Source organism: Natronosalvus rutilus, assembly GCF_024204665.1.
GTDB lineage: Archaea > Halobacteriota > Halobacteria > Halobacteriales > Natrialbaceae > Natronosalvus > Natronosalvus rutilus.
In genome coordinates this window covers 1,194,287-1,219,683 of the sequence record NZ_CP100355.1, presented here as the reverse complement: position 1 = coordinate 1,219,683, position 25,397 = coordinate 1,194,287, and the positions used below count along the sequence as shown (strand labels likewise).

The 25,397-nt window shown below is 52.4% G+C and carries 22 protein-coding genes and 1 pseudogene; 13 read left to right on the top strand and 10 right to left on the bottom strand.

Annotation, left to right across the window (positions count from 1 at the left end; all coding sequences use genetic code 11):
- Positions 1–12 precede the first annotated feature (12 nt).
- The gene (locus NGM29_RS05935) at positions 13–1,230 is read right to left on the bottom strand and encodes an NAD-dependent epimerase/dehydratase family protein (protein WP_254159515.1); all 1,218 of its coding nucleotides are present in this window, start codon (positions 1,228–1,230) and stop codon (positions 13–15) included.
- A gap of 225 nt (positions 1,231–1,455) precedes the next feature.
- Between NGM29_RS05935 and NGM29_RS05930 the strand changes: the two genes are divergently transcribed.
- The 5 genes from NGM29_RS05930 to NGM29_RS05910 are packed head-to-tail and all read left to right on the top strand — an operon-like array spanning position 1,456 to position 6,400.
- A complete protein-coding gene (locus tag NGM29_RS05930; RefSeq protein WP_254159514.1) occupies positions 1,456–2,475 on the top strand; it encodes a glycosyltransferase family 2 protein in 1,020 nt (339 codons plus the stop codon).
- Positions 2,476–2,477: 2 nt separating this feature from the next.
- The gene (locus tag NGM29_RS05925; RefSeq protein WP_254159513.1) at positions 2,478–3,299 is read left to right on the top strand and encodes a polysaccharide deacetylase family protein; all 822 of its coding nucleotides are present in this window, start codon (positions 2,478–2,480) and stop codon (positions 3,297–3,299) included.
- Entirely contained in the window at positions 3,296–4,081 is a 786-nt protein-coding gene (locus NGM29_RS05920; RefSeq protein WP_254159512.1) for a methionyl-tRNA formyltransferase, read from the top strand. Before NGM29_RS05925 ends, NGM29_RS05920 begins: the two co-directional genes overlap by 4 nt.
- Entirely contained in the window at positions 4,082–5,233 is a 1,152-nt protein-coding gene (locus NGM29_RS05915; protein ID WP_254159511.1) for a glycosyltransferase family 4 protein, read from the top strand. It abuts the gene before it with no gap.
- A 9-nt stretch (positions 5,234–5,242) separates the two neighbouring features.
- Entirely contained in the window at positions 5,243–6,400 is a 1,158-nt protein-coding gene (locus NGM29_RS05910) for a glycosyltransferase family 4 protein (RefSeq protein WP_254159509.1), read from the top strand.
- On the opposite strand, the gene NGM29_RS05905 is transcribed toward NGM29_RS05910, so the two are convergent.
- A complete protein-coding gene (locus NGM29_RS05905) occupies positions 6,390–7,481 on the bottom strand; it encodes a glycosyltransferase family 4 protein (RefSeq protein ID WP_254159508.1) in 1,092 nt (363 codons plus the stop codon). The two genes, NGM29_RS05910 and NGM29_RS05905, sit on opposite strands and share 11 nt — an antisense overlap.
- Before the next feature lie 284 nt (positions 7,482–7,765).
- On the opposite strand from NGM29_RS05905, the gene NGM29_RS05900 reads away from it, so the two are divergent.
- Together NGM29_RS05900 and NGM29_RS05895 are read left to right on the top strand one after the other, a co-directional pair.
- Positions 7,766–9,433, top strand: a complete 1,668-nt coding sequence (locus NGM29_RS05900) for a hypothetical protein (RefSeq protein ID WP_254159507.1) — start codon at positions 7,766–7,768, stop codon at positions 9,431–9,433.
- 104 nt (positions 9,434–9,537) lie between these two features.
- A pseudogene (locus NGM29_RS05895) lies at positions 9,538–10,069 on the top strand (IS6 family transposase); the annotation flags it as partial.
- Positions 10,070–10,108: 39 nt separating this feature from the next.
- Here the strand turns inward: NGM29_RS05895 and NGM29_RS05890 are convergent.
- The 6 genes from NGM29_RS05890 to NGM29_RS05870 form a co-directional block, all read right to left on the bottom strand.
- A complete protein-coding gene (locus NGM29_RS05890) occupies positions 10,109–10,993 on the bottom strand; it encodes an alkaline phosphatase family protein (RefSeq protein WP_254159506.1) in 885 nt (294 codons plus the stop codon).
- A 101-nt stretch (positions 10,994–11,094) separates the two neighbouring features.
- The gene (locus NGM29_RS05885; RefSeq protein ID WP_254159505.1) at positions 11,095–12,516 is read right to left on the bottom strand and encodes a flippase; all 1,422 of its coding nucleotides are present in this window, start codon (positions 12,514–12,516) and stop codon (positions 11,095–11,097) included.
- 18 nt (positions 12,517–12,534) lie between these two features.
- The gene (locus NGM29_RS05880; protein ID WP_254159504.1) at positions 12,535–13,461 is read right to left on the bottom strand and encodes an NAD-dependent epimerase/dehydratase family protein; all 927 of its coding nucleotides are present in this window, start codon (positions 13,459–13,461) and stop codon (positions 12,535–12,537) included.
- 201 nt (positions 13,462–13,662) lie between these two features.
- A complete protein-coding gene (locus tag NGM29_RS05875) occupies positions 13,663–14,661 on the bottom strand; it encodes an ROK family protein (protein ID WP_254159503.1) in 999 nt (332 codons plus the stop codon).
- Between the two features lie 677 nt (positions 14,662–15,338).
- A complete protein-coding gene (locus tag NGM29_RS21415) occupies positions 15,339–15,695 on the bottom strand; it encodes an HNH endonuclease (protein ID WP_425499250.1) in 357 nt (118 codons plus the stop codon).
- Positions 15,696–15,990: 295 nt separating this feature from the next.
- Positions 15,991–16,146, bottom strand: coding sequence for a hypothetical protein (locus NGM29_RS05870; RefSeq protein ID WP_254159501.1), 156 nt, complete (start codon positions 16,144–16,146; stop codon positions 15,991–15,993).
- A gap of 191 nt (positions 16,147–16,337) precedes the next feature.
- On the opposite strand from NGM29_RS05870, the gene NGM29_RS05865 reads away from it, so the two are divergent.
- Positions 16,338–16,691, top strand: a complete 354-nt coding sequence (locus NGM29_RS05865) for a hypothetical protein (protein ID WP_254159499.1) — start codon at positions 16,338–16,340, stop codon at positions 16,689–16,691.
- Positions 16,692–17,020: 329 nt separating this feature from the next.
- Positions 17,021–17,926: a DUF8008 family protein gene (locus NGM29_RS05860; protein ID WP_254160435.1), complete on the top strand. Its 906-nt coding sequence runs from the start codon at positions 17,021–17,023 to the stop codon at positions 17,924–17,926.
- Positions 17,927–18,161: 235 nt separating this feature from the next.
- Here NGM29_RS05860 and NGM29_RS05855 read toward each other — a convergent pair whose 3' ends face one another.
- Positions 18,162–18,566, bottom strand: coding sequence for a hypothetical protein (locus NGM29_RS05855; protein ID WP_254159498.1), 405 nt, complete (start codon positions 18,564–18,566; stop codon positions 18,162–18,164).
- Positions 18,567–18,866: 300 nt separating this feature from the next.
- Complete coding sequence (locus tag NGM29_RS05850) at positions 18,867–20,081, bottom strand: Cdc6/Cdc18 family protein (RefSeq protein ID WP_254159497.1); 1,215 nt, start codon at positions 20,079–20,081, stop codon at positions 18,867–18,869.
- Between the two features lie 295 nt (positions 20,082–20,376).
- Here NGM29_RS05850 and NGM29_RS21145 point away from each other — a divergent pair, with 295 nt between their 5' ends.
- From NGM29_RS21145 to NGM29_RS05835, 4 genes are all read left to right on the top strand, one after another.
- Positions 20,377–20,511, top strand: coding sequence for a hypothetical protein (locus tag NGM29_RS21145; RefSeq protein ID WP_256548186.1), 135 nt, complete (start codon positions 20,377–20,379; stop codon positions 20,509–20,511).
- 1,510 nt (positions 20,512–22,021) lie between these two features.
- Entirely contained in the window at positions 22,022–22,792 is a 771-nt protein-coding gene (locus NGM29_RS05845) for an IclR family transcriptional regulator (protein WP_254159496.1), read from the top strand.
- 103 nt (positions 22,793–22,895) lie between these two features.
- Positions 22,896–24,071 (top strand): acyl-CoA dehydrogenase family protein, encoded by a 1,176-nt coding sequence (locus tag NGM29_RS05840; protein ID WP_254159495.1) that lies wholly within the window; start codon positions 22,896–22,898, stop codon positions 24,069–24,071.
- 8 nt (positions 24,072–24,079) lie between these two features.
- Positions 24,080–25,312 (top strand): CaiB/BaiF CoA transferase family protein, encoded by a 1,233-nt coding sequence (locus tag NGM29_RS05835; protein WP_254159494.1) that lies wholly within the window; start codon positions 24,080–24,082, stop codon positions 25,310–25,312.
- The last annotated feature ends 85 nt before the right edge of the window (positions 25,313–25,397 follow it).

Sequence of the window (25,397 nt, the reverse complement as noted above, 5' to 3'; positions counted from 1 at the left end):
AAAGGGTGCGCCTCAGTTCGCCTCGTAGGTGAGTTCGGCCTCGTCTGTGTCTTCGGTCTCCCAGTCATCAAGCACGCCGGGGAGGAAGCGATCCTCGTAGGCCGTGATCGTTTCCTGGCGGTCGACGAGCGTGTTCAGGACCTGGCGGATGCCCTCCTCGAAGGTCTGGCGCTGCTCGCCGATCAGGTCCATATAGCGGTCGTTTTCGATCTCCATCTTGTGGGTCTCGTCCTCGTCGCGGGGGTTCTCGAAATGCTCGACGGCGACGTCGAGGTCGAACTCATCGGAGACGTCGGCGATCGTCTCGGCGATCTCGACGATGCTGATCGCGCGCGTGACCTGGTTATAGACGACGTGGTCGGCCGGCCGGTCGTCCGGGTCGGCCAGGGCGACTTCAGTCAGGCCCTCGACGGCGTCCTCGAGGCTGATGAAGGGTTTGCGCTGCTCGCCCTTGCCGTAGACGGTCATCGGGTAGCCAGCGATCGCCTGGGCACAGAAGCGGTGGGCAACGACGCCGAAGTAGTAATCGAAGTCAAACCGGGTCGCCAGCCGTTCGTCGGCGGCCGTCTCGTCGGTTTCGGTCCCATAGATGATGGCGGTTCTCACATCGGAGATCGGGATGTCGAACTGCTTGTGTGCGAGGCGCATATTCGCCGCGTCATGGCTCTTGGTGAGGTGATACCACGAGCCCGCCATTGCGGGGTAGGGAACTTCGTCGCGTTCGCCCTGGTTCTCCATCGTTGCCCCACCCTCGGGGATTGGGAACACCGGGGCGCCGTAGACGCCGGTCGTCGTCGTCTCGACGAAGTGTGTGTCAGTCAGGTCGTGTTCTTCGAGCCCCCACAGCAGGTTGCGCGTCGCCTGCATGTTGTTGTGCTGGGTGTAGTTCGCGCGCTCGCCGTTGATCTGGGAGTACGGCGCCGAGGGCTGGGCGGCCGTGTGGACGATCGTCTCAGGTTCGTGGACCGAGAGGAGTTCGTCGACGAACGCCTTGTCCGTGAGGTCGCCCTCGACGAACGAGAGGTTGTGCAGATCATGTACGTCGCGGGCAGCCTCGAGACGCTCGGCCGGCTCGGCGACGGGCGTGGCGCTCGTGCTGCCGACCTCTTCGACCCACGCCCGGCGAGCGAGGTTGTCGACGAGGACGACGCGGTCATCAGTTCGCGATGCAATGCGAAGCGCGGTCGGCCACCCGAGGTAGCCATCCGCGCCAGTGAGGAGTATCGTCATGGTTACTCAAGTTTTGAATGACTTGACCGGTTCAAAAACTTGTTGCTTCAATGACGGTGTCATTATCGGTCAGGCCTGAAAACCAGTATGTTACCATTAACTGTCTAGATAACCAGAAAACATATATTGATGAGATGACCGACAGGGCTTTAACCGAGGATTAACATAACAATATGTTGTAGGATTTCGCAGGAGCATGCAAGGAAAATCAGATAGGGGGCTCATATGGACGTAGTGACAGTCGCGCTCACAGGCATCGCCGTAGCGCTTCTCGGTTGGGGATTCAATCGATATCGAACACAGTTTATCAAGACCGACCTGCTCATCGCAGGGGGGCTTGCAGCCGGTATTTTGACCTTCGTTATTCTACCTGGGCTGTACGATCTCCTGGGGACGGTCCTTGATATCAATCAGCGATTCGTCCTGTTGGCGCTGCTTGCGCACCTGACGACGCTCGCGATTATTCTCTACTTACTCGTCACGATTCGGGAGACAAACGAACGACTGTCGGATCTCGTTCGGAACATTTCGGCGAGTCAGGCTCCCCAGACCGACGGTGGCGAACGCACGATCTTCATCGTGATCCCGGCGTACAACGAGGGTCAAACGATTCGCTCGGTCGTCGAGCAATTGCCAGAACGCATCCATGGCTACGTCGTCCAGCCGCTGGTCGTCTCCGATGGCTCGACGGATGATACCGTCAAAAACGCCAGGCGAAACGGGGCGATGGTTGTCGAACACCCGATCAACCAGGGTCAGGGCGGTGCCCTGAAAACGGGCTTCCACATCGCCCGTGAACAGGGGGCGTCGATCGTCGTCACGATGGACGGCGACGGCCAGCACCCTGTTGAGGAACTCGAAGCGTTGGTGGCACCCGTTATCAATGGGGAGGCCGACTACGTCATGGGCTCGCGGTACAAGGGTGATAATCGCTCGGGTAACAGTCTCGTTCGCGAGAGCGGGATCTGGGCGTTCACGTGGCTGATTAACCTTCTGACGAAAGCGGAGATCACCGACTGTACGAACGGCTATCGAGCGATCCGAGGCTCTCGCCTCGAGGAGATGCAACTGACCGAAGAGCGGTTTAGCGCCCCCGAGTTGATCATCGAAGCGCGCAAGAACGGCCTTCGCATCAAGGAAGTGCCCATCACGATCGAAGCCCGCCAGGCTGGCGAGACGAAAAAGCCCCAGTTCGGCTATGCCGTTGGATTGACGCGGACGATTTTGACGACCTGGATTCGGTGATCATGGTCAAACGAAAATTGGCTCCTGAGATGCGCTTAGCGTGTTTTACACTGGATTTAGAAGATGACTGGTACTTCAACGAACCTGGTTTCGATCACCTCACCTTCGAGTACATTGATGAGTTCATTGAACTCGTCTCTTCACTTGATATCCCAGTCACCGTATTCGCAGTCGGAAAGACGCTGGAGAAATTCCCTGAAGATGTCGCTTTGCTACAAGATAAGTTAGACTCTGAATTTCATCTCCATTCTTACAGCCATGACATTACAAAGAGTTACGATTTCGAGGAAGAGGTCGCGAAAGGGATCGATGCGTTCGAATCTTTCTTCAAGAAAAAACCCCGAGGATACCGAGCGCCACAGGGAAATATCGAGCCTGGAGAAATTCGTCACCTCGATTCTGTCGGATTCGAATTTGATTCGAGCATTTTTCCGTCGTTTCGACCAGGGATCTATAGCAATCTCGACAAACCGCTGCATCCATATTCGCCGCCAGGAACCGAACAGATCGTGGAGTATCCGATCGGTGCCATTCCTGGGGTTCGGCTCCCAATCTCTCAGAGTTACGTAAAACTCCTCGGTCGGCCGTATCTCCGGTCGTTCAAGTACGTCCCACTTCCGAACGTCGTCGTAATTGACTCTCACCTTCAGGACTTCTATCGGACGGCGTCTCACGACAACCTGTCGACGCCATTACGCCAGATCCACAAGCGAAATCTAGGTAACTCTATCAAACTCTTTAAAACGCTCGTTCGCTACCTTCGGACGAGAGGGTACAAGTTCGTGACACTGACTGAGATTCACGACGGCAAGGTAGCGCTATGAATGTTCTCCTCCTTACGATGAATGAACCGATGTACATGCCGCGGTATCTGGAGCCACTGTTAGACGAGTACTCCGACGATATCTCAAACGTTGTGATCGCCCCACACCCGGGCGAGGGTCTATTGACAACAGCACGGATGCGGTACAGGATGTTCGGACCAGCTGTCTTCCTCCGCTACGGGTTTCACTTTGCAGGTGGGAAGTTCCTCGGAGCACTGCCGTATACGATTCAGAAGTCACTCATGGACCGATACTACTCCGTTCCGTCCCTCTGCAAAGCAAACGGCATTCCAGTCCAGACAGAGATAGACGTAAACAGTGAAGAATTCCGGTCAGAAGTCCGTGAGCAAAATATCGACTTAATCCTTTCGATCAGCTGCGGACAGAAACTGGGACCGGAACTGTTGTCGATTCCTGAATACGGAGCGATCAACCTTCACGGTTCGCTGCTTCCGAATTACCGCGGTCGCGCGACGGCATTTTGGGTACTGTATCATGACGAAGACCACAGTGGTGTGACTGCTCACTACATGAACGAAGCACTCGACGAAGGTGACATCGTTCTCCAGCGGAAGTTTCCCATCTCGGACGACGATACGATGCACGACGTCTATAATAAGGTCGTCAAGACGGGAGGAGAACTCGCCAAGGAAGTTATTGATCGAGTCGAGGCCGGGGAAATTGAGACTCAATCGAATCCAGTTGAAGACGGCGGATACTACACACTTCCTGGTCCAAAGGAACGACATGAGTTTCGTAAACAAGGAAATAAATTCCGATAGATGAATCTGCTTTACATCACGAAGACGTCGCCACTTGGTGACGCTGGAGGTGGGGAAAAACGAGCGCATGAGGTGATGTCGGGACTGGCTGAGAGAGGCCATGATATCGTTCTCCTCTGTGGCAAGACGGATCCAGAGCTCCCGAAGCGGACAACGGTTGACGGGTACGACGTACGTCACGTGACGTGCATACCGTCACTTTTCTTTCGCTTTCCAACAGCCAGTTTCTACGCAACACGCTACCTCTTTGCTTTTCTGAGTATCCCTGTCCTTGCTTGGATGCTGTTGCGAAACGAATTCGATGCCGTGATCGAGAACATGACGCCATACCCGACGCTCACCGTAATCTTCGCGAAACTGGCAAGGGTGCCGATTTTTGCGATCCAGCATGAATTCTATGATCGGTCATGTTACCGGACGTATGATCCAATAACTGCGACTATCCAATTGTTAGTTCAGAACATTCTTCGAGTGTTTTCTTACACAGCAATTATCGTACCGACATCTCACATCGCGAAAAAGTTAGAACAGTATGGAATCCCTCGCTCTCGAATCGTTGTAATCCCCAATGGTGTTGATGTAGAAGGGTATCAAATGTCTGATGTTGAGCATCGCCCGCAAGAATTGGTTACAGTTGGACGGCTCAGCAAGCGGAAAGGGCAACATTTCCTCCTTGAGTCATTTGAAGACGTTCTTACCGAGTATCCAAAAGCACATCTTCACATCGTTGGCAAAGGACCCGCAATGGATAGCCTCATGAGAACAACACACGACTTAGAGATTCAGAATTCCGTAACGTTCCACGGTTTTGTGTCCCATGAACGGAAGAGAGAACTGTTGAATACATCCGACATTTTTGTGTTTGCTTCCCGCCAGGAGGGGTTTGGCCTGGTCCTCTTAGAAGCGATGGCAGCTGGTCTCCCAGTCGTTGCAAGGTCGTTACCGGTCTATGAGGACTTCTTCCAGGATGGGACTAACGGACACCTCCTTAACTCAAATGATCAGGATACGTTTACAAATATGGTGCAGCGTCTGTTAGAAGATAGGGACAAACTCGAATCAATTCGATCAGTGAATGAGCGAACTGCAAAGCAATTCTCGTGGGATTCAACGGTAGATCAAACTGAAGCGCTTCTAATAGAGGCCACGTGAGATACAGATATGAGTAACCAAGATCCAGAGAAGAATATCAGTGTATTATTGCTAGCAGAGGATTTCTATCCCAAAAAATCGGGGGGCGCCTTTATCGATTGGAACGTTGCGAAACATCTCACTGACTGTGGAGACAATGTGACTGTTGTTACGACTCGAATAGCCGGAACGAAAAGTAGAGAGGCCGCCAGTAATGTTGACATCAGACGACCCTTCCCCGGTTCACCCGAAAATACGCAACCGAATTCACTTTATGGGCAGCTGCGACGGATTCTCTTTGTATTCCTTGTCTTCCCTTATCTTATCCGACTGATGTGGAATCGTGAATTCGATGTGATTTACTCAACGAACCACCTCTTCCACCCTCTTGCAGCAGTACTTCGGGTATTATTTGGAGTTCCACTCGTAACGTTTGTCGGCTATTCGCCAAGTATCCACGATAATGTTAGTCTAACTGACCCATTAGTGCTTTTAGAACGCATGAACTTCCGATTCTTTATGGGTGATAGAGCATTATGTCGAACACCTTCAATTGAGAAGGAAATTAGTCGTTTATCAGGCGTACCTATTGCAAGATTAGAAGGGATTGTTGATCCAGAAGAGGTCAATACCGCGATTACCCAAGAAGATACAGTCAAATTGCCACCAGAGAATGAGACGGAGGACACAGTATGGCTTATTTTCGTTGGTCGGTTAACTACGCTCAAGAATCCAATCAAGGCAGTCGATCTACTTTCGAACCTCCCAGAAGATTATTCTCTACTCCTAATTGGACACGGACCACAACGTGATGCCGTGGAAGATTCGATTCACCAAAAATCACTTGATGAACGAGTATTTTTAGCTGGCCAACTTCCGCATAAGCAAACACTTAGAGCCATTCACGGTTCTGATCTTCTTCTTCTTCCCTCAAAGATGGAATCCTATGGAGCTGTTGTCTTTGAAGCTTTATCGCTCAACACCCCTGTTCTTGCCACACCAGTCGGGATCCTCCCGTCCATTAACCATCCCCACCTTACGATTGCACAAGAAGAAGAGTTCGAGAAGATTCTTCCCAAGGTTGATCTTGAGACAAATACCGGTGTTGACGATGAAACGTTAGAGCGGTTTTCAGTCAATCGTTTCACACGAGAGGCACGTGCTCATCTGATTAAGGTTACATCGTGACGTCTTTTATAAGACGGGCGATTTCTCTTTTCTGATATTCAGAGGAGAATAGACCTCTGTTTTTCCATGTTCCGTCCCATTCCTTCCGAACAAGCCGATTAGCCATCTGTTCTTCAGTCTGAACAGTCTCTTCGACAACGAAACTTATGTCTCCTGCATCTCGCGCAACAACAGGCAACTCACTTTGGAGGGCTTCTAAGATTACGAGGGGAATACCTTCAAATTGTGATGGGTGTACATAGACTGATGCCGCTCGATAATAGTCTCCGATCTGTTCACGAGCGACGTATCCAGGCAAGACAACATCTTCAGACGAAAATCGATTCTTAAATATCTCTCGGTAAGGGCCCTTCCCAACGACTACAAACTGGAAGTCGGTTTTCACTAAAACCCGTTCTATTACTCGCTCTAAAAAGGACATCCCCTTTTGGCGAGAGAGACGACCGACAAAGAGCGCAATAGGGCGATCCGTCTTAAGATCCAGATTCGCTCTGACTGCTGCCACGTCGTCGGCAGGAAAAAAGCGGCTTTTATCCGGTTGAGGTGGGGGAATAAGATGAATATTAGAATTAGACACACCTCTAGTTTTAATTGATTGCTTTAGATTTGGTCCCAGTGAGACGACCTTATCGGAAAGAAATAGCGGAATTGATCCGATGATATTGTCTAGTAGAAAGACGGCGGGTGAATATGGTAGTTCATATCCACGGTATTCATTGAAAACATCACCACTAAATCTAATGATGGCCGGTACGTGATGACGTTTTCCGGCTGCTGCAACACCTAGTCCATGTGTCTGATATTTCCAAAGTTGTATTACAACATCAGGATCATGATCTAAAATATAGTGGGATACATGAGTATATGAATCTTTAATCTTTCCGAAAGGGGTTGGAGACCGTGCTGTAGAAACCGGATGGATTCTTGAATCCATTTGAACAGACTCAGGTATCTCAGACCCACCAATGAGGTCAGTGTCGTGGTTTGCTTGTGAGAGTGCTTGCACCCAGGTTTTAAGAACATTATTAATATTTGAAATATGATCTGAGTTAGATCCCAAGTAGATACCCACTTTCGCCATTACCAAGACAGTTTAGGCCATTAGTTATTCAACCTTCGGAAGTAACACAATGCTCGATCAAAATAGTTATCAAATTGGAAACTTGTTCTAACAGTTAAATTGGAGTCAAGTAGTAGGACTAACCAAAAACGATAAAGGTATCTTCTATAGTCGTAGACAAAGAGGCAATGGACCATCGCAGTTCTATTCGTCAAGTCCGGTTTCTTACTGTGATAGGCCTATTATTACTAACGGCTGGATTTTGGAGTGTTCGTTTAACTCCACTCACAGGTTATGAATTGTCAGTGTATACACCACATTTACAATATTGGGTAGCAATCACAATCACACTAACCATAATAGCCCTGTTAGTTATGTTTTTTGGTGATGTCCAAGGTAAATATTCGGGACTCTTAGGCATTTTAGCCATCATATATATAACCGGATTTCCACTCTTGCGAGGATACTATTTTTATGCACTCTCAGATGGGTTTGGTCATTTAGGATATGTTCGTGATGTCGGGACATATAGCATAATTCAAAGGACAAATTTGTATCCAGGAATGCACCTTGAAGCAGGGATCATCGGTCTTATAACTAGTCACAGTCCAGAGACGTCAATAATGCTAATGATCCCAATGGCTGTGTTGCTTTTTACTCTCAGTGTCGGGGTTGCCGTTCGAAGGTTAACTAACCACCAAACGAGCACCTCAGTTGGAGTACTAATGTCATTATTCATCGCTCCAAACATGTCTGCTCAAAACCCACTTCTTGAACCTACACCTAGTTCCGTAGCCATATTTTTCTCAGCATTTCCAATACTAGTGCTCTTATTTTTAATAGACCAGCGAAAATGGCAGTACACTACTATACTCTTGATTTCTTTCGTTTCACTTCTCTTGTTTCATCCACAATACGCAGTTGCCTTCATATTATTCACAGCCACAGTCAGCTTTTTAATATATCTACTGCCGACTAGAATACCAGGGAGAATTTCTAGAGATACAGGAATTCTGTCCATTATACTAGGGATCCTCATATATGGCTGGATAATTGATAAAACAGGAATGCGCGGTGCATTAGTTTATCTGATGAGAAGTGTTCTAGAGATAGGCGAGACTAGTTCTGCTGGTATTCAAACTCGAGGTGAGGGACTAGCAGCTGTTGGTACATCTATTATCGAAATTGCACTAAAAATCCTTTCTCCAAAAATTTTTCTATGTATATTAGCCGTAGCAACCATCATTAGAATCGAAGCAGTACGAAGATCGCGTCTCAGAAGGTGGTATTTGTCGCATGCTAGTGTTTATTTTATATCGTGTTCAACAGTAGCATTATTTATCATTGTATATTCCTCAATAGGACAACTGATCCAAGCAGTTCGGTACTCAGCGTTTCTGTTAGTTTTCATAACTATATTTGCCGCACTTGGTGTAGGGATTTCACAGAAAAACAGACTTGGTTCACTCAAAATAGGACTGACCATTATACTAATTATCTGTCTAGTAGTTACAGTGCCTGTATACTTTTTATCACCATACATTTATCAGGGTTCGCCGAATACTCCTGAGAGCGAATTTACAGGCTACGATATCACCTTCACATATCAAGGAGAAGCTGGTGTTGCCACCACTCGAGGGGAACCAGATCGGTTTTGGACAGGCTTATATGGTGACTATGAAAACCGAGTTCAAGGGCCAAGAAGTGACAACAAGGTATTAGCAGATATAGACTCAAATCGGGCGGAATCGTATTATGTACCATACCATTGGAATAGTAGCACACCATCGGGGGCTATTAGCAAAGAGATATATGTAATTTCGAGTGAGCGTGCCAAAGAAATTGATGTTGAACTTTATAGCGGGTTACGATTTACTAAAGATGAATTACGCCTTCTAGAAACAGACACAAGGTCAAAGAAGATTGTGGACACAAAAGGCAATACAGTGTACCTAGTTCATCCCATGGAATGAAAATCCTCAAACAGGATTAGATGCTAACCAAGGAAAATATGCCACAATAAGGCTCTATCTAGATGAGAGTTTGAGGAATGAGCAGGTGGTGGCGAGGAGTGTACATGCAACTCGCCAACCTGTGCTCAGAGGGACCTTGGATGTAGATTGTGATGAGGTTTGGGAGAACGGCCGCACCCCGACACTCGTCAAGGTGTGCGGGATGCGTGTGCATTCGATGGGAGTGTCGGTTCGAGAGGTCGTCGAAGTGTTCGAATTACACGGAATTGACTGTTCTCACGGCGCAATCTGAAACTGGACGCGCAGGCTTTCAGAGACTCAGAGCAACCCCCGATGGCTCTACGGTTGGGGTCGTGGTCAACGAGAAACAGATCGAGGTCGATGACGAATGAAAGCGGTTGTGTGCCGCGATCGACACCGAATCCAAGCTTCTGCTCGAGATTTACGTGCTCAGTCGTTGCGGGGTCAGTCCCGTGGCGGCGTTTTTGCACCGTCTCACCGAGAAACACGATCTCAACGAAACAGACATCTCGTCAGTGCTGGTGGCTATCTGACTGCTCTTGCTCGTCACAAATTGAGTGGCCAGCTCGATTACAGCGAACGAACCACAGTGAAAAATGGCATCATTCGATAAATAATCTAATCCCACTCCCATGTGAATATATTAAAATCTAGTTAGAGATACCCCAAATCTTCCAGGTGCTGCATTGGTGCATCAATTTCCGTCATATTCTCTTCGCCATTATTTTTCACACGTGATTCGACCCATTCCCTGATTGCAGTCATATCTTCAGGGAGGCCACCTTTCTCAGTTGTAGAAACCATTGATCTAAAAGAGTGAACACCAGGTTGAGGATCATCTGTAGCTGTTGTCTGCATCCCATGATCTGATACTATGAGAAGCCGATCCACTTGATCATGGAGCCAACCAACAAGTTCATCTACTTCGTTATAAATTGACTCCAATTTTTCCGGACGCTTTCCATACAAATGACCCATATGATCTAAAATATGGACGTGAGCGCCAACAACCGGTGTGCCAGCTTGAGACATTCCTGAAAGCCATCCAATTCCTTTTCCCGCATTAGCTAGATGATTCCGTCTAAAATTTTGCTCGCTCATAGATTTATTCTTAACAGCTGAAAACCATTCTCCTTCTTGCTCCCAATCAGGACAAGATGTTAACCCAGGCCAATTATAGACATCACCATTATTAAACATATGATCAAGAGAAGTCTTAGTCTCATGACCTTCCACCGAATGTTTAATTTTAATTGCCGGTGATTTAAGCAGTTTTGGTAACCTTGTTCCAATCTCTTCCAAGAATCTAAATCCCCTATTCTTTTTTTCCCAAGAAGATGGTAGAGTAACGCCGTGCTGATCTGGAAAGACACCTGTTGCAATTGTTGGCCAGACCTCATACGTTGCTGGCACATCAAGTGAATGAGCAAACGTATCAATACCATTATGATTTGACAGAAGGAGATTTTCACAGTCCCATTTTTTGACTAGATCATAATCGGCAGCATCAAGCCCAAGTACAACAAATGTATCTGACATAGCCCTAAATACTCCTATTAAATAATAATTGTTTTGACTTCCGATTCTGGGTTAGGTGTGCTAGTAAACATCAGGGTGTTCAGTCTAATCATCAAGTGTCATCACATATTCTTCAAAAAGTACGAGGTATTATTTAATGCCTTAATTCTCAAGGGCGGATAAATCATTATCAAACAAAAATATATCACTGCTCCAATTCCAACGACTGCAAAAAGCATAGGTAGAGAATTAATTACGATTAATGACTGAACTCCGCGAACTGCTATTGCCATACCAATACCTGCAATCATACACCAGGTGACCTCATAATAGGGGAACTCTATTCGCACATATGGTCTCAGATATGACAGAACAAGTAGGGTATAAACAGTTAGGGCAACACCAGTAGCAATCGCTGCCCCAGTGATACCAAATCTCCAGATCAGCAGGAAATTAAGTATAATATTTAGCGATAGGCTAATTGTCCTAGCTTTAGCAACCAATTCCGGATGGTCAATGGCTCTTAGTGCCCGGGAAAAAATTTCAGTTATTGCTTGGACAAAATTAATTAGCATAAAAATTATTAAAGTAAGCCAGGCAAGAACGAATTCCGGCCCAAAAAGAAGAGAGAGAATTTCACGTGATAACAAAATACTGCCGAAGAAGGCGGGTATGACAAATAATAATGAAGGGGTAATTGCATTGGATAATAGCGACTCAATTCGTTTTCTATCCTCATCGGCTTTCCACTCGCTTACTTGGGGGAAAATCGTTGTTGCTATAGTACTGCTAAATAAGGTAACTACCACGCCGATCCTCCAAGCCATTTCGTAGGCACCAACATGTGTTTGTGGGAGAAACAGACCGATAACTGCCACATCCATCCAGCTGTAGAAGGAGCCGCCGACTGCACCTATAAAACTGTATTTTGAGTACGTCCAGAGTGAGGTTGCATGTTTCCAAGAAACAGGGCCAAGTTTTGTCGAACTTTTTGACATACCCCACAGAAACACAGTTCCAAAACCAAGTATGAGGCTATATATAAGTCCAAGGTAGCCAAATCCCCTCCAGACAAACAATGCCCCAATACCAACCCAAATCGCTTGTCTAATGAATTGTAACGATGCTGTTTCTCCAACACGCAACTCACCTCTCAATGTCCGAATTGCCACCTCAGAAATAGAATTCAAAAAAAGAGCTATGATAAGTAAAAGAGTCACTTGCCCACCCATATAATTATTAATGGCGTCTTTGGTTATGAATAAACCGATGGACAAGACCGTTGAAAAGGCAAGTTTGAGAACCAAGCCAGTTGTTAAAATTTTTCCCGCATTTGACCCCTCACTTATTCGTTTTTCTATACCTTCTTGCACACCCATATCGGCTGGAACTGTGAGTATGGACAGCGAAGCTTGAAATAAGAAAAAAATCCCTATTTGTTCTGCACCGAGTTCACGGGCAAAGTACATAAGTCCTAAAAATCCTATAAATTGCGATCCAATTCTAGCACTAAATAACCGAACAACAGAACGTTTTATATCCATCAGAAATATAGTAATAAATTAAACGTCAGGAATGTATACCGCACACACTTCACGAATTCCCTCTTTGAACATAACCGCCGGCTCCCAGCCGGTTTCCTCGCGGATTTTCGTTGAATCAGCACACGTATCGTGGACGTACACGGAGTCCGGGATCGGATTCTCAACATACTCGGGTTCGACCTCGGTCCCAAGTTCCTGGTTGAGTAACTCCACAACGGTATTGAAGTCGTAGGCCTCCCCGGTGCCGAGATTATAGATGCCATCGAGTTTGTGCTCACCGGCTAACTCGAGACCGTGGACAATATCGGAGACGTGTGTGAAATCCCGCGTCTGGGTGCCGTCTCCATAGATAACGGGCGACTCTCCGTTCGCAATATCGTCAGCGAACTGTGCGATCACGTTCGCGTACTCACCTTTGTGTTCTTCAGCGCCACCGTAGCCCTGGTATACCGAGAAGAAGCGCATGCCGGCCATTGTCATCCCATAGTGGTTCGAGAAGTACTCGGCGTAGCGTTCACGAGCCAGCTTCGACGCCTCGTAGCCGGTGTTCACGGTCACGTCCATCGCTTCAGGTGAGGGTTCGGTCCGACTGCCGTAGATTGAGGACGTTGAGGCATACACGACCGTATCACACCCATCCTGGCGAGCTTGCTCGACGACGTTGACGAACCCCTCAATGTTCACTCGTGCCCCCTGACAGGGATCCTCCTCGTGCATCGCATATGATGAAAGCGCGGCGAGGTGATAGACGACATCGACGTCCGTTGGGAGATCGTCCTCGAGGACGCTCGCCTTCACGTACTCGACGTCAGCAGAGAGGTTCTCAGGCGTTCCCAGATATTCGTCGTCAACAACGATTACATCATTGTCTGATGAGAGGGCATTCGCAAGATTCGAACCGATAAATCCGGCTCCCCCAGTTACCAGAACACGTTGGTTTTCCATGCACCAAAGAATGGAATATCTACGTAAATACTTTCTGACATTGATTGTTTCCGAATGGGATGCATAAGTTCATTCAAGTTATTAGTATTTCTTCTCCCATCTAGTAATAGGCACATAAATGGCCTCAAGCTCGAGCAGGCCGTGAATAATCGCAATCTCAATCAGTCGGATTCTACCCCATCCGAACGTGGGGCGTGACGCTTAGTCCGACGTGCTCGTGGCCGGGTTGGGAACCTCCACCGCTGACTGACTCCCGGATCGATCACGATACGTTCCCAACGCCCCATACAAGCCGATTTCCTCTCCGAGGGGCGAAAAGGCAAGCGTCGGCCGATCGACGAAACAGAATTCCGCGAGGTGGCACTCGATGCCCTCGAGTATCCATTCCTCATTGTTCAGTGCCACGCCACCACCGAGAGTCACTAGCCCGGGATTGAACGCATTACAGAGCGTGCCGATGCCGGCGGCGTTGTAGCGACTTATCTGCTCTAAACACGATTGCGCGAACTGATCGCCCGCATGGACGGCCTCGAAGACTGCGGGCGCGGAGAGCTCGTCGTCCTCGGCCACCGTTCGCGTGAACGCACTCTCATCTGACGACCACTCGTCATCGGTCTCGAGTCGATGAGTCACATATTGTGGAATGCCCCGACCCGAACAGAACGCCTCCCAGGCACCGGTGACCCCGGTACTCGAGAGGTCGCTCTCGGGAGCCACCGACAAGAGTCCGAACTCCCCGGCCTGGGCTGATTCACCTCGAAGGGGATGACCACGATCGACGACGCCACCACCGATCCCCGTCCCAAACGTGAGGTGGAGGAGACAGTCGTGATCCTCACGCCGTCCAAAGTACCACTCGCCGAGTGCTGAGGCCGTGCAGTCGTTCTCGAGATACACTGACAGGTCGAACGTGTCTTCGATCGGCGTCCGCAGATCGATCTGTTCGATCAGGTCGCCCGCGGGCGTATCGAACTTTTGAATGTGCCCCGCCTTAGCATCTACCAGCCCCGGTGCAGAGATAGCAACCGCATCGAGGGGTCTGATCGACTGCAACTCCTCGAGTCGCTCGAGGAGTTGGGTCTCGAGTCGGTGGGCTTGGGTCGGTTCGGTCGATACGTCAGTTATAAAATCGCCATTTGGTGTCCCAATAGTAGAGTGGAAATTGGTGCTGCCAATGCCGAAGAGAGCGACGAAAGCCATACGAGATACACCCAAATCTGGCATATAATTATTTTGGCTGATATCGATTGCATGCCGGACAACCGTCGAAAGGGGGGTATACCGTCTATTTCGACAATAGGGCAACAGAGTCGTGCAAATCACCAATATAGTAACCGGCTAACTCCGGTTGAAGAACACCTGATTCACTCACCACCGTCACTATTTACTACCGTCTCCGGTCATTTACCCGTAATTCCGCAGAGTCTGTTCAACGCAGTCGGATTTCGATTGAGCCGACCTGATTATCGGCACAACTAGTCCGACGTGCTCGAGGACGAGTTAGGAACCTACATAGCCGACTGACTCCCGGTTCGATCACGATACGTCCCCACCGTACAAGCCGAGTTCATCACTGAGCGACGAAGCGAGCGTTGGACGTTCTACGAAACAGAACTTCTCGAGGTAGCGCTCGATACCTTCGAGTAGCACCGATTCGTTGTTCAGCGCGATGCCACCGAGGTCACCAGCTCCGGATTAAAAGCGTTGCAAGTGAGCCAACACCTTCAGCGTTGTACCGACTGATATGGGCCAGACACGATTGAGTAAACGAATCCCCGTTGGCGGCCTTGGAAACAGTTACCCTCGTTAGCATCGCTTCTGTAGCCATCGTCTACGTGCTGTTCTCATTATATCCCTCAAACACTCTCATCCGACGATTAATCTCGATCTGATAAATGGCGCTGCGCTTCGGCGAACATTCCTGGCCAGGGATCGGGAGCCACGTTCAGTACCTTGTACTTTTCATGGAAGGTCTCGAGCCATGCAGCCGCCTCTCCAGTGAGTACTAAGTCCTCAGGTGATTCAATGCCACATTCCGCGCGTTGGCTCTCAGGAGCCATTCCTTCCAGTGTCCGGTGACACGGCCCACACACCGAAATCAAATTTGCCGGGTCGTGCGGATCCTCACCGGCTGCTCGCAACGTTTTCTCGGGGACGATATGGTGAACGTGTAACGCACGACCACTTTCGCCTGCATCAACGCCCCCACACCGAAGACAGCACCCATCCCGCATACGGATTGCATTCGATATCCACCGAAAGTCTCGCCCTCGAGAGGTTCCGTCGGTGTAGTTGGGATGTCGCTCCCCTAATTGAAGATAGGTGGTCCACGCTTTTCCACAAATGCGTCTGCAGTAATGATGCTGGTCAGCCTCCCATTCACGGGCTTCGACCGGTGTCCCACACCAATTACAGTGCACGGTGACCACCGTCTGTTCATCATGAACAGTGGCCATGTGGATTCGAAGCCCCTTGGTTCCCTGGAACTCCCTTTCACAATAGGGACAGGGTTCCAGTGCAGTCTCGTCGTTAGGTTGATTCTTGGTCTTCATCCTCAAGCACTCGTCCGTCCGTATCGGCCTCGATTAACTCGATGAGTCGTTGTTCGAGGCTTTTCGTCCGTGGAACCGTCTCTTTCCACGCGTTCCACGTCTCGTCGTCGACCTGAAATTGATATTTGACCATGCATCCGTTTCGACAGGTTACGCCATTAGCGTTTCTTACTGTGTGTCTGGAATACTTAAACTTTGTTAGTCTAACTAAGTCTTAGTAAGTACTAAGTCGCTAGCGATCAGAGTCAGAAGTAGAGGCACAAGCGGCCACAAAATCTGCGGCCCGATGCTGCAACATCGAGCCTTGTGCCTTGGGTTAAGGCAATGACGACTACGACGACCACGCACGAAACCATTTCGGCCGGATCGACACAACCAACCACCATCCTCGAGCACCTGGACTCTCACTACATCTACCTGGGCGAGAACACCGAAGGCAGGCACCACCATCTCGAGGAACAATCTGCAACGGTCTACCTCACCGACCACCCACCGGAACGCTTCCGCCCCACCAACGCCGCGATTTACTGGTTTCACATCCATGGAGATCTCGAGCACGCCGAATCCTTTTCCTTGCAAAGCGTCCGCGAGTGGGTCACATACATCGACCACGTCTGCGGGTGGACGACTCCACCACTGCTGATCGACGCCACATTCATTCAGGGAGGGTTCAACTGATGACCCCCATCCACCTCACCGAAGATGACACCCGAATCGTCCTCACCCTCGAGCACCCCATCACCCCCGGCGACCTCGAGCGAGCCTACTGCGCCCTCCTCGAGGCGATGAATCAATGATCATCCTCGAGTGGACACCACGGGAGGGCCGCCCACGAAAAATTGTATTCGACCCCCAATCCGACCAGGCATGTGCGTGGCTTCGGTGTGAGTACGAACACCGGAACGGTGCGTGGCGCCTGTGTGGCTGTGAGCCCCTCGAGTCGCTCACGCTCGACCATCGGGGCACGGATCCCGCGACCGATCGCCCGCGCCACGGCGGTGATTGCGATGTGTGAGGGCCTCGAGGCCATCCACGACCGCCTCGCTGCCCTCGAACACGAAAACGACCACCTCACCGACCGCGTCGCAAGCCTGGAGACCGACCTCGAGCGCGCCCAGGAGACGATCGCGACCCTCGAAAGCGAGATTCACGACCTCCAAACTGCAAACGCGGCCCTCGAACGCGAAACCACAGATCTCCACGACCGCCTCGAGACCCACGACACAACCCTCACCCAGACCACGGCCCTCGCCGAGGCCACCCGCAAACGGACGGGAACCAACAAAGCCCGGATCGAGGAACTCCAGGCACGCGAACTCGAGAAGGGCGCCCACCTCCGTGACGAGCTGGTCGACCCCGAAGATATCAACGTCGTCGGCGACTACCTCGAGCGCTTCACCAAGGAAAGTGGACAAACCTACGTCCGCCTGCCCGATCACGACGATCCCCTCAAGCGTGGGGGTTCACCAACACTTACTCACGGCGATCTCCTCCCCATCCAGCAACTCGCCCGAATGGACGCGGACATGCTGCGTTCGACGACGAACGCCCTCCCCACGAGACTCGCGGCGAACCTGTGGAAGGCACGGACAGACTCGAGTGTGGGTGACGACCCCTGGACGAACGGCTGTACCTCGATCAGGGAGTACGTCAAAGCCAGCGACCTGAAACACTGGATCCGCCGCCAGGAACCGGGCGTCAGTGATTCGTATGCCAAAAAGCTCGTCTCGCGAACTATCGACGCCGTCCTCGACCTCTCGAACAACCGTCTCGCCGTCCGCAAACGCACGGAACGCAAGAACGGCCTCGAGTACACCGAACGCCGACTAATCATCCCGACGGACGCGGAGATTCCAGGCGAAACCAAGGGGGCCGACACGAAGCCACCGGAGACAGCTGACGTCCTCGGATGACCATGGACAGGGTTCGATAGGCTCCCTCGAGAGAGGCCAGACATCTCAAACAAATAACTGAACCGCGCGCTGGAACGGGTTGTTGGTGGGGTAGTTACTGGCTAGTGGATCGATCGAGCAGTCGTCGGCAGTCACTACAAGAGACCCACTGTACTGCACACCGAAGACGACGACTGTCCATGGGGGACACACCTGAGAAGGAGACCCCTCGGAACTTCCAGGTTTCGAGGACGAGCTATAGTTGGAATCCGACATCATCCATCAATTTTTCCTGCCGGGATTTCTCGACCTCGAGTTTGACGGTTTGGCCGATTCGCTGTTCCTGGTCGATGGTCCGGGTCAACTCCTTTCGAATCTTGAGTTCGAGCGCCAGCTCCCCGGCCGCCTGGGCTTCCTCGGCCATCTGGTGGAGCCGATGGCGAATCTCTTGCAGTTCGACCAGCGGGGAGACGTCTCGCGCCTTGCCCGAGCGGTACAGGTCCGAGAGCCACGTCTCCATGGTCGACAGATCCTCCGCGATGGTGTCCTCGGCGACGTCATACGTCTCGGCGAGGTCGGTGATCACGTCCTGTTCGTCCTCGCCGAGGATGACGACTCGTTTCCACAGTTCCCGCCGTCGGTTTTGTAAGTCCGGTCGCATGGCTTTCCCCCTGGTGGGCCAGTGATCACCACCGCCCATCCATATCGGGCCAGATGTGGCAGAATCTAGCACGCGACTTGAGAGAATAAAGCTTTGCCATCAACGGCGGCGTCCCGGCGTGGACCCTGCAGTCCGCAACGAAAGCCATAGGTTTGTGCTGCCACCGTCGACGAAAAGGGACTGCACCGGTCAGCCACAACCACCACGAGTAAAACAGACGCCTCGGGCATTTTCCATTGCGTGAACAGACAGATTTCAATACTCCTCGTCCGGGATCTCTGGATCGGCCGCGGGAGGCCATCACTCCGCATCAGGAGTGTTGTGGACGTTACGCGCCGCGTTGGCCTCCGCTACCCACGTCGGATCGAACGTGGTCTGGATCTGTTTGACCCGCCCCTCCCGACCCTTCGATTCGATCCACGTCTCGATCAGGCCCATCGTCTCGAGATCAGTGAGGACATCCCGAATCGCTCGATCGCCGATCCTCGCCGCTGATGGAATCTCAAACTGGTCATACCCTTGCTTGATCTGCGCGGTCGTCACTGGCTGACTGATCTCGCCCGTCGCGTCCTCGATCCACGAGGTGATGGCTCTGAGAACGAGGATATGTTGGAGCGGTAACCGGGACAGTTGCTCGACGATCATCGCCTTCTCGACGTGCTCGAGGTTCACGTCGATGCACTCACCTGTCACCGTCTCGAGGGCCTGCTCGTTCGCCGTCTCGCCGGCCTGGCGAAACAGCGTGAGTGCTTTTCGAGCATCCCCCCAGCGCATGGCGGCGTTCGCAATGCCATAGGTTCGAACCGCCTCGGGGAGAGCCCCCTCACGGAAGGCCTGCTTGAGGCGTGGTTCCAACACCGCCTGTAACGCTGTCTTTTCATACGGCGGGAAAAAGACCGCCTCGTCGCTCATCGCGCTCTCGACCCGACTGTCCAGACGCAGGTCGACTTCCATCAGTTGATTACTCAACAGCCAGAGCGAGAGGTTGATCTCGCGTTTGAGTTTGCCCTCCCCGCGCAACAGGCGATAGAAAAAGTCGTTAGGGTCATAGTTGGTGTCGTGTTGGAGCTGGTCGATCTCATCGAGGATCACCACCGTCCACGCGGGGTAGGCCTCGAGGGCCTCCCAGATTGCCTCAAACACCCCATCCAGTCCCACGTACGCCTTCTTTTTCTCGCCGGTCAACGCAACACAGATCTCATTGGCCGCGCTGAAGATCGTCCGACACTCCTTGAGATTGACGTACTCGACAGCGACCTGGTCGTGACGAGCGGCGAACTCCTGGGTCACCCGTCGCGCCGTCAGCGTCTTCCCGGTGCCGGGTGGCCCATAGATTGAGACCGTCGGCGGCAGATATCCCTCGTGGACGCCGTTCAGGATGGTCGCTAACTCACGTTCCTGGGCCTCACGGGCGACAATCTCGGCGGGGTCGGCCAGCGGATCGAGCGCCCCCTTGTCGGCAAACACGCTCTCGGTCGGGGCGGTGTCGTCGAAGAGGTCGTCGTACTTGCTCATGGGCTCCAGCGGAACTATGGTGGCTCTCGCGCGCCCAGCGGCCAAAAGCCGTTTGTCACGAGAACGTGTGTGTTCGAAACTCTGAAGGATCGAGACGGCCACGTTTGGTCTCCGCTGAGACGGCCACCGCCGTGTTCTCGACGCGTTGTCTCGAGAAGTCAGCGTGAGATTGAACGAACCCATCCCCCGTGGAACACTATCGAGAACTCGTTCCAGCGGAGCCGGTTCAACTCCCGACACAAGAGTTCCAGGATATCGACTGGCGGGTTGTCCAGTAGCTGGTGCCGTACGTTCTTTGAGTGGTTTCTGGGCCATCGACAGCAGCCAGCATCGGCTGGGCGAGGAGACCGAAGGGCGCAAGGCCTCGTTTGCCGTGGTGTTCGCCGCCTTGCTCAGCGAGTACTGTTCGGCAGAATGTGAGGAAGGGTGAGAAGATAACCGGCTGGTGAACATCCTGGCGGGGTTCTTCGCCCGACTCTACGCAACCGGTTGTTCGCTTCGAGAAAGACGAGCAAGCCTTGAATGAATTGACACTAAACAGCCTCACCAAGTATCTGTACCACTGGTCCTATAATCTGATAAATATCCAGGTCAGCCGGTAACTTCGTCGTCGTGGAGACGGTATAAGTAATATTATTTATATAATCTACAGCAATCAGTCTTGTGAGAAAGGCACAATAAACGGAGGGCCGATACGGATTCTCGCTGTCGCAATTTGTGGACGATGGAGGACTGAGCGAGTCGCTGCTGTTCTGTATTGCTTGGCCGAGAACACGCTTCTCCAGCCTGTATTTCTCGATAAATACTGGGGGCTATCTGTCTTCACGATCTCGGTTAAGCAGAGGTATTAGCTTAGCTAGAGTTGCCACAATCATACCGAAAAGTCGTTTCAGGCGTTCAAAACACACCTTGGCCGTTTCTTGAGTCGTGGGTGAGGAGTCCGTAGGGCATGAGAGTCTATCGTGGATAACATATACACTGCTATTCCACATAGGACCCCGATCAATCATATATCTTATGAATATGTCAGAGGGGGACTAGACAGTACGATAATATATAAATTAAGATTTATATCGAAAGTCCAGTTACAGAATGACAGCGGCGAATATCCTGGCATACTCGCATCTATCTTGCTTTCACAAGCGATCAGGTGCATCGCAGAGTTGGCTGAGCGGGTGTAGAAGCGACATGCCGGACTCCCTCCACGTCTACTCACTGACCAAATCACCCGAGTTCACGACCGCTATCCTCCGAATAGATTCAGAGAACTGTTTGATTGAGACCAGTATTCACGGATATAATGGGCAGAATATTTCGGTAGTCGCGAAACAGAGGATCCAGTTACGCTATTGCCGAAACCCCATCCGGTTATCAATTGTAATTCTATAGCGTTGGTTGATATGAGGCTACGTGGTCGGCATTCGGTCTGTGCCATCAGAGCCATCCCGAAGACAGCCCCGTCCCCTTTCTCTTCCAACTAAACTTTCGCTGATAGCGAAATGCGGACCTCGACCAATTTCTGACAGGGATTACAAACCTAGGTGTGTAATTGGAGGGAGAACCGGTTCGCATTATCCTGTCTTCGCTACGAGACCAGTCGGTCCGCACCGACCTCACCTGCGAAGTCAAACTATCGCCCAGCGTCTCGTACCTTTACAGCTGGACAGTAGTATCGGTGAATTCCCGTCAATCAGTGATTAGCGTTCAGGTCCAGCCACTGGAAGAAGGGATCGTGCCCAACTGTTTCGCTCATCCCGAAATCGGTTCGATCAGGACCGACATGGAGGACACACTCGTCGCAAAGAACGCGATCGCGTGTCTATCGAAAGGAGAGCGGGTCTGATTGCTTGGCACGGATTGTGGAATAAACAGGAAAAAAGCAACCACGGACGAGAAGATAGTAAGCCATATGTGACGGTAACCCATGTGTGTAGCCAACAATGGAGCAGAATTCAGAGAACCGAGGGGGAATCAAAGCGTCGGAGACGACTTTCGATATTATCGAAACGATTCACGAGGCTGGCCACATACGACTCGTGGACCTTGCTGAGGGCATCGGTATTGCGAACAGCACGGCGTTTGATCATCTCGCGACGCTCGAGAGGCGCGGCTACGTCATCAAGGACCCTGAGGGGTACCGACTGGGGTTGAAACTGCTCGACCACGGTATGCAGGCAAAAGACCACTATTGTGAGTTGCTCGATGCCGCTGAGCCGGTGCTCGAACAGCTCGTCGAGGAAACCGATGAGGCTGTTAACCTCGTCGTCGAAGAGCACGATCACGCCGTGTACATTGCGCGCTTGACCGGTGACCGGGGCGTGCCAACGAATTCCTGGGTCGGAAAGCGCAAGCAGATCCATACGCTCTCGGCAGGCAAAGCGATTCTTGCGCACTTACCCGCCGAACGTATCGACGAACTCGTTGGTCGGACGGGACTCGAAGAGGTGACGGCGAATACGATCACCGCTCGAGACGCCCTCAAAGATGAGCTCGAAACGATCCGTGAGCGGGGCGTGGCGTTCAACAATCGCGAGTCCCACGACAGTATTCGTGCCGTTGGCGCCCCGATCATCCTCGATGACACGGTTCAAGGTGCGGTGTCGGTGGCTGGCCCAGCCAGACGACTCACTGGTGAGTATTTCGAGACTGAGATTCCCGATCTGTTATTGGGGGCCGTAAACGAGATCGAACTCAAACTCGCCTACCAGTAATCGGTTTCGGGTGGAGGTTCGAGCAAACTGTCCCGTGACTAGCCAGTCGAGAGAGGTAGTCGATACAAAGAATTATATTACCGGTGTTGATATACCTCGTGTGATGCTCGACTTTGTAGAGTTAGAGGCGGGTCTAGACGCTGAAGAGCGCCTCATCCAGGATAGCGCCCGTGAATTTGTCGACGAGGAGGTTCGCCCCGGGATCGGCGAGCACTTCGAGAACGGCACCTTCCCCACGGAATTAATCCCCGAGATGGGCGAAATGGGCTTTTATGCGCCCAATCTCGAAGGGTACGGCTCGCCGAACGTTTCCGAGACCGCCTATGGATTGCTGATGCAGGAACTCGAGGCCTGCGACTCCGGACTTCGATCGATGGCCTCGGTCCAGGGCGCACTCGTGATGTACCCCATCCACGCCTACGGGAGCGAGGCCCAGAAAGAGGAGTGGCTCCCGAAACTCGGGGCGGGCGAGGCCGTCGGCTGTTTCGGGCTGACGGAACCCGAGCACGGATCGAACCCATCGGGGTTAGAGACGAACGCCGAACGCGACGCAGACGGCTACGTCCTTAACGGGTCGAAGACCTGGATTACCAACTCCCCAATCGCGGACGTTGCGGTCGTCTGGGCGAAGGATCGCTCGAGTGACGCCGCGGGTGGCGATGCGGTTCGCGGCTTCCTCGTGGAAACGGATCGCGACGGCGTCAGCACGAACAAGATCACCGAAAAGCTCTCCCTGCGTGCCTCCATTACGGGCGAGATCGGCCTGAACGACGTGCGCGTCCCCGAGGAGAACGTGTTGCCAGGCGTCGAAGGCATGAAGGGGCCGTTGTCGTGTCTCACCCAGGCACGCTACGGCATCGCCTGGGGCGCCGTCGGCGCGGCCCGCGATTGCTTCGAGACCGCCCGCCAGTACGCGACCGACCGCGAACAGTTCGGCGGGCCGATCGGCCGGTTCCAACTCCAGCAGGACAAACTGGCGGAGATGGCCACTCAAATCACGCTCGCCCAGTTGCTGGCTCACCGTCTCGCGGAGTTGAAAGCGTGCGGTGAGTTGCGTCCACAGCAGGTCTCGATGGCAAAGCGCAACAACGTCCGGATGGCCCGCGAGCAGTCGCGCGTCGCCCGCGAGATGCTGGGCGGAAACGGCATCACCACTGACTACTCGCCGATGCGCCACCTGGCAAATATGGAGACAGTCTACACCTACGAAGGCACCCACGACATCCACACCCTCGTATTGGGCCATGATCTTACTGGAATTCCCGCCTATGAGCAGTGAGAACACAGATGGTTGGAGAAGCACGCGAACCAGAGACTGAAGCGGGCCCGCTCGAGGGGGTGACGGTCGTCGACGCCTCACAGGTCCTCGTCGGTCCGTTTTGTACGATGCAGTTAGGCGATCTGGGCGCGGACGTGATCAAGGTCGAACGGCCAGGGAGCGGCGATCAGACCCGCGGCTGGCATCCACCAACGTTCGGAAACGGTGAGGAATCGCTCAGCGCCTACTACGCGAGCGTCAATCGCAACAAACGATCGATCACGTTGAACCTCAAGGACGAACGCGGGCGAGACATCCTTCGCGACCTCGCCCGCGATGCGGACGTGTTCGTCGAAAACTTTCGGGTCGGAACCACGGAGCGGTGGGGTCTGGACTATGAAGACCTCGCCGCCGTGAATCCGGATCTCGTCTACTGTTCACTCTCGGGATACGGCGAGTGGGGGCCGTACGCCGAGCGGCCGGCCTACGATTTGATCATGCAAGCTGAGAGCGGGATGATGAGTATTACCGGCGAAGCCGACGGAGATCCCGTCCGGGTTGGGGTCGCCATCGCCGACCTTGGCGCAGGCATGTATGCGACCCAGGCGATCCTGGCAGCACTCTTTCGCCGGGCGTTCGCCGATGCCGGCGGCCAGAAAGTGGACGTCAGCCTGTTCGATGGGCAACTCGCCTGGATGTCCTACATGGCCAGTAACTACTTTGCGACCGGAGAGCCGCCTGAGAAGATGGGATCAAGACATCCGACGATCGTCCCGTACCAGGCGTTCTCGACGACGGACGGGCACGTCGTCGTAGCCGCCGCCTCCGAAAAGCTCTGGCAAAACCTGTGTCACGCCCTCGAGCGACCGGATCTCCTCGAGGACGAGCGGTTTCGCTGTAACGCTGATCGCGTCGATCACCGCGACGCGCTGGAAGGGATTATCGCGGAAGAAATCAAGCCGTACGAAACCGACGAAATCGTCACGCTCCTTGAGGCAGCGGACGTCCCGGTGTCGCCCGTTTACGACATGGCAGACGCCTTTGCCCATCCACAGGCTAAGGCCCGTGGGATGAAAGCCACGGTCGAACATCCGCGCGCTGGGACTGTCGAGATGCCGGCAAGTCCAATGCATCTGTCGGCGTCGGCGACGACCGTTCACCGACACCCACCTGACCTCGGCGAGCACACAGAGGAAGTGCTCTCAGAACTGGGGTATGAGGCCGACACGATACGGAACCTCGAGGACGATGACGTCGTCTAACCCGCCGACCGACTGGCTGAGTGCCCGAGATGCCCGGTGGCGAGGACGAACGCCATCTGCGGGGCATCGCACCCGCCGGTGGCGA

Excerpts from the sequence above, each read along its gene's own strand:
- NGM29_RS05935 (WP_254159515.1), bottom strand. The coding sequence starts at position 1,230 with ATGACGATACTCCTCACTGGCGCGGATGGCTACCTCGGGTGGCCGACC.
- NGM29_RS05930 (WP_254159514.1), top strand. The coding sequence starts at position 1,456 with ATGGACGTAGTGACAGTCGCGCTCACAGGCATCGCCGTAGCGCTTCTC.
- NGM29_RS05925 (WP_254159513.1), top strand. The coding sequence starts at position 2,478 with ATGGTCAAACGAAAATTGGCTCCTGAGATGCGCTTAGCGTGTTTTACA.
- NGM29_RS05920 (WP_254159512.1), top strand. The coding sequence starts at position 3,296 with ATGAATGTTCTCCTCCTTACGATGAATGAACCGATGTACATGCCGCGG.
- NGM29_RS05915 (WP_254159511.1), top strand. The coding sequence starts at position 4,082 with ATGAATCTGCTTTACATCACGAAGACGTCGCCACTTGGTGACGCTGGA.
- NGM29_RS05910 (WP_254159509.1), top strand. The coding sequence starts at position 5,243 with ATGAGTAACCAAGATCCAGAGAAGAATATCAGTGTATTATTGCTAGCA.
- NGM29_RS05905 (WP_254159508.1), bottom strand. The coding sequence starts at position 7,481 with ATGGCGAAAGTGGGTATCTACTTGGGATCTAACTCAGATCATATTTCA.
- NGM29_RS05890 (WP_254159506.1), bottom strand. The coding sequence starts at position 10,993 with ATGTCAGATACATTTGTTGTACTTGGGCTTGATGCTGCCGATTATGAT.
- NGM29_RS05885 (WP_254159505.1), bottom strand. The coding sequence starts at position 12,516 with ATGGATATAAAACGTTCTGTTGTTCGGTTATTTAGTGCTAGAATTGGA.
- NGM29_RS05880 (WP_254159504.1), bottom strand. The coding sequence starts at position 13,461 with ATGGAAAACCAACGTGTTCTGGTAACTGGGGGAGCCGGATTTATCGGT.
- NGM29_RS05875 (WP_254159503.1), bottom strand. The coding sequence starts at position 14,661 with ATGGCTTTCGTCGCTCTCTTCGGCATTGGCAGCACCAATTTCCACTCT.
- NGM29_RS21415 (WP_425499250.1), bottom strand. The coding sequence starts at position 15,695 with ATGCGGGATGGGTGCTGTCTTCGGTGTGGGGGCGTTGATGCAGGCGAA.
- NGM29_RS05870 (WP_254159501.1), bottom strand. The coding sequence starts at position 16,146 with ATGGTCAAATATCAATTTCAGGTCGACGACGAGACGTGGAACGCGTGG.
- NGM29_RS05865 (WP_254159499.1), top strand. The coding sequence starts at position 16,338 with ATGACGACTACGACGACCACGCACGAAACCATTTCGGCCGGATCGACA.
- NGM29_RS05860 (WP_254160435.1), top strand. The coding sequence starts at position 17,021 with ATGTGTGAGGGCCTCGAGGCCATCCACGACCGCCTCGCTGCCCTCGAA.
- NGM29_RS05855 (WP_254159498.1), bottom strand. The coding sequence starts at position 18,566 with ATGCGACCGGACTTACAAAACCGACGGCGGGAACTGTGGAAACGAGTC.
- NGM29_RS05850 (WP_254159497.1), bottom strand. The coding sequence starts at position 20,081 with ATGAGCAAGTACGACGACCTCTTCGACGACACCGCCCCGACCGAGAGC.
- NGM29_RS05845 (WP_254159496.1), top strand. The coding sequence starts at position 22,022 with ATGGAGCAGAATTCAGAGAACCGAGGGGGAATCAAAGCGTCGGAGACG.
- NGM29_RS05840 (WP_254159495.1), top strand. The coding sequence starts at position 22,896 with ATGCTCGACTTTGTAGAGTTAGAGGCGGGTCTAGACGCTGAAGAGCGC.
- NGM29_RS05835 (WP_254159494.1), top strand. The coding sequence starts at position 24,080 with ATGGTTGGAGAAGCACGCGAACCAGAGACTGAAGCGGGCCCGCTCGAG.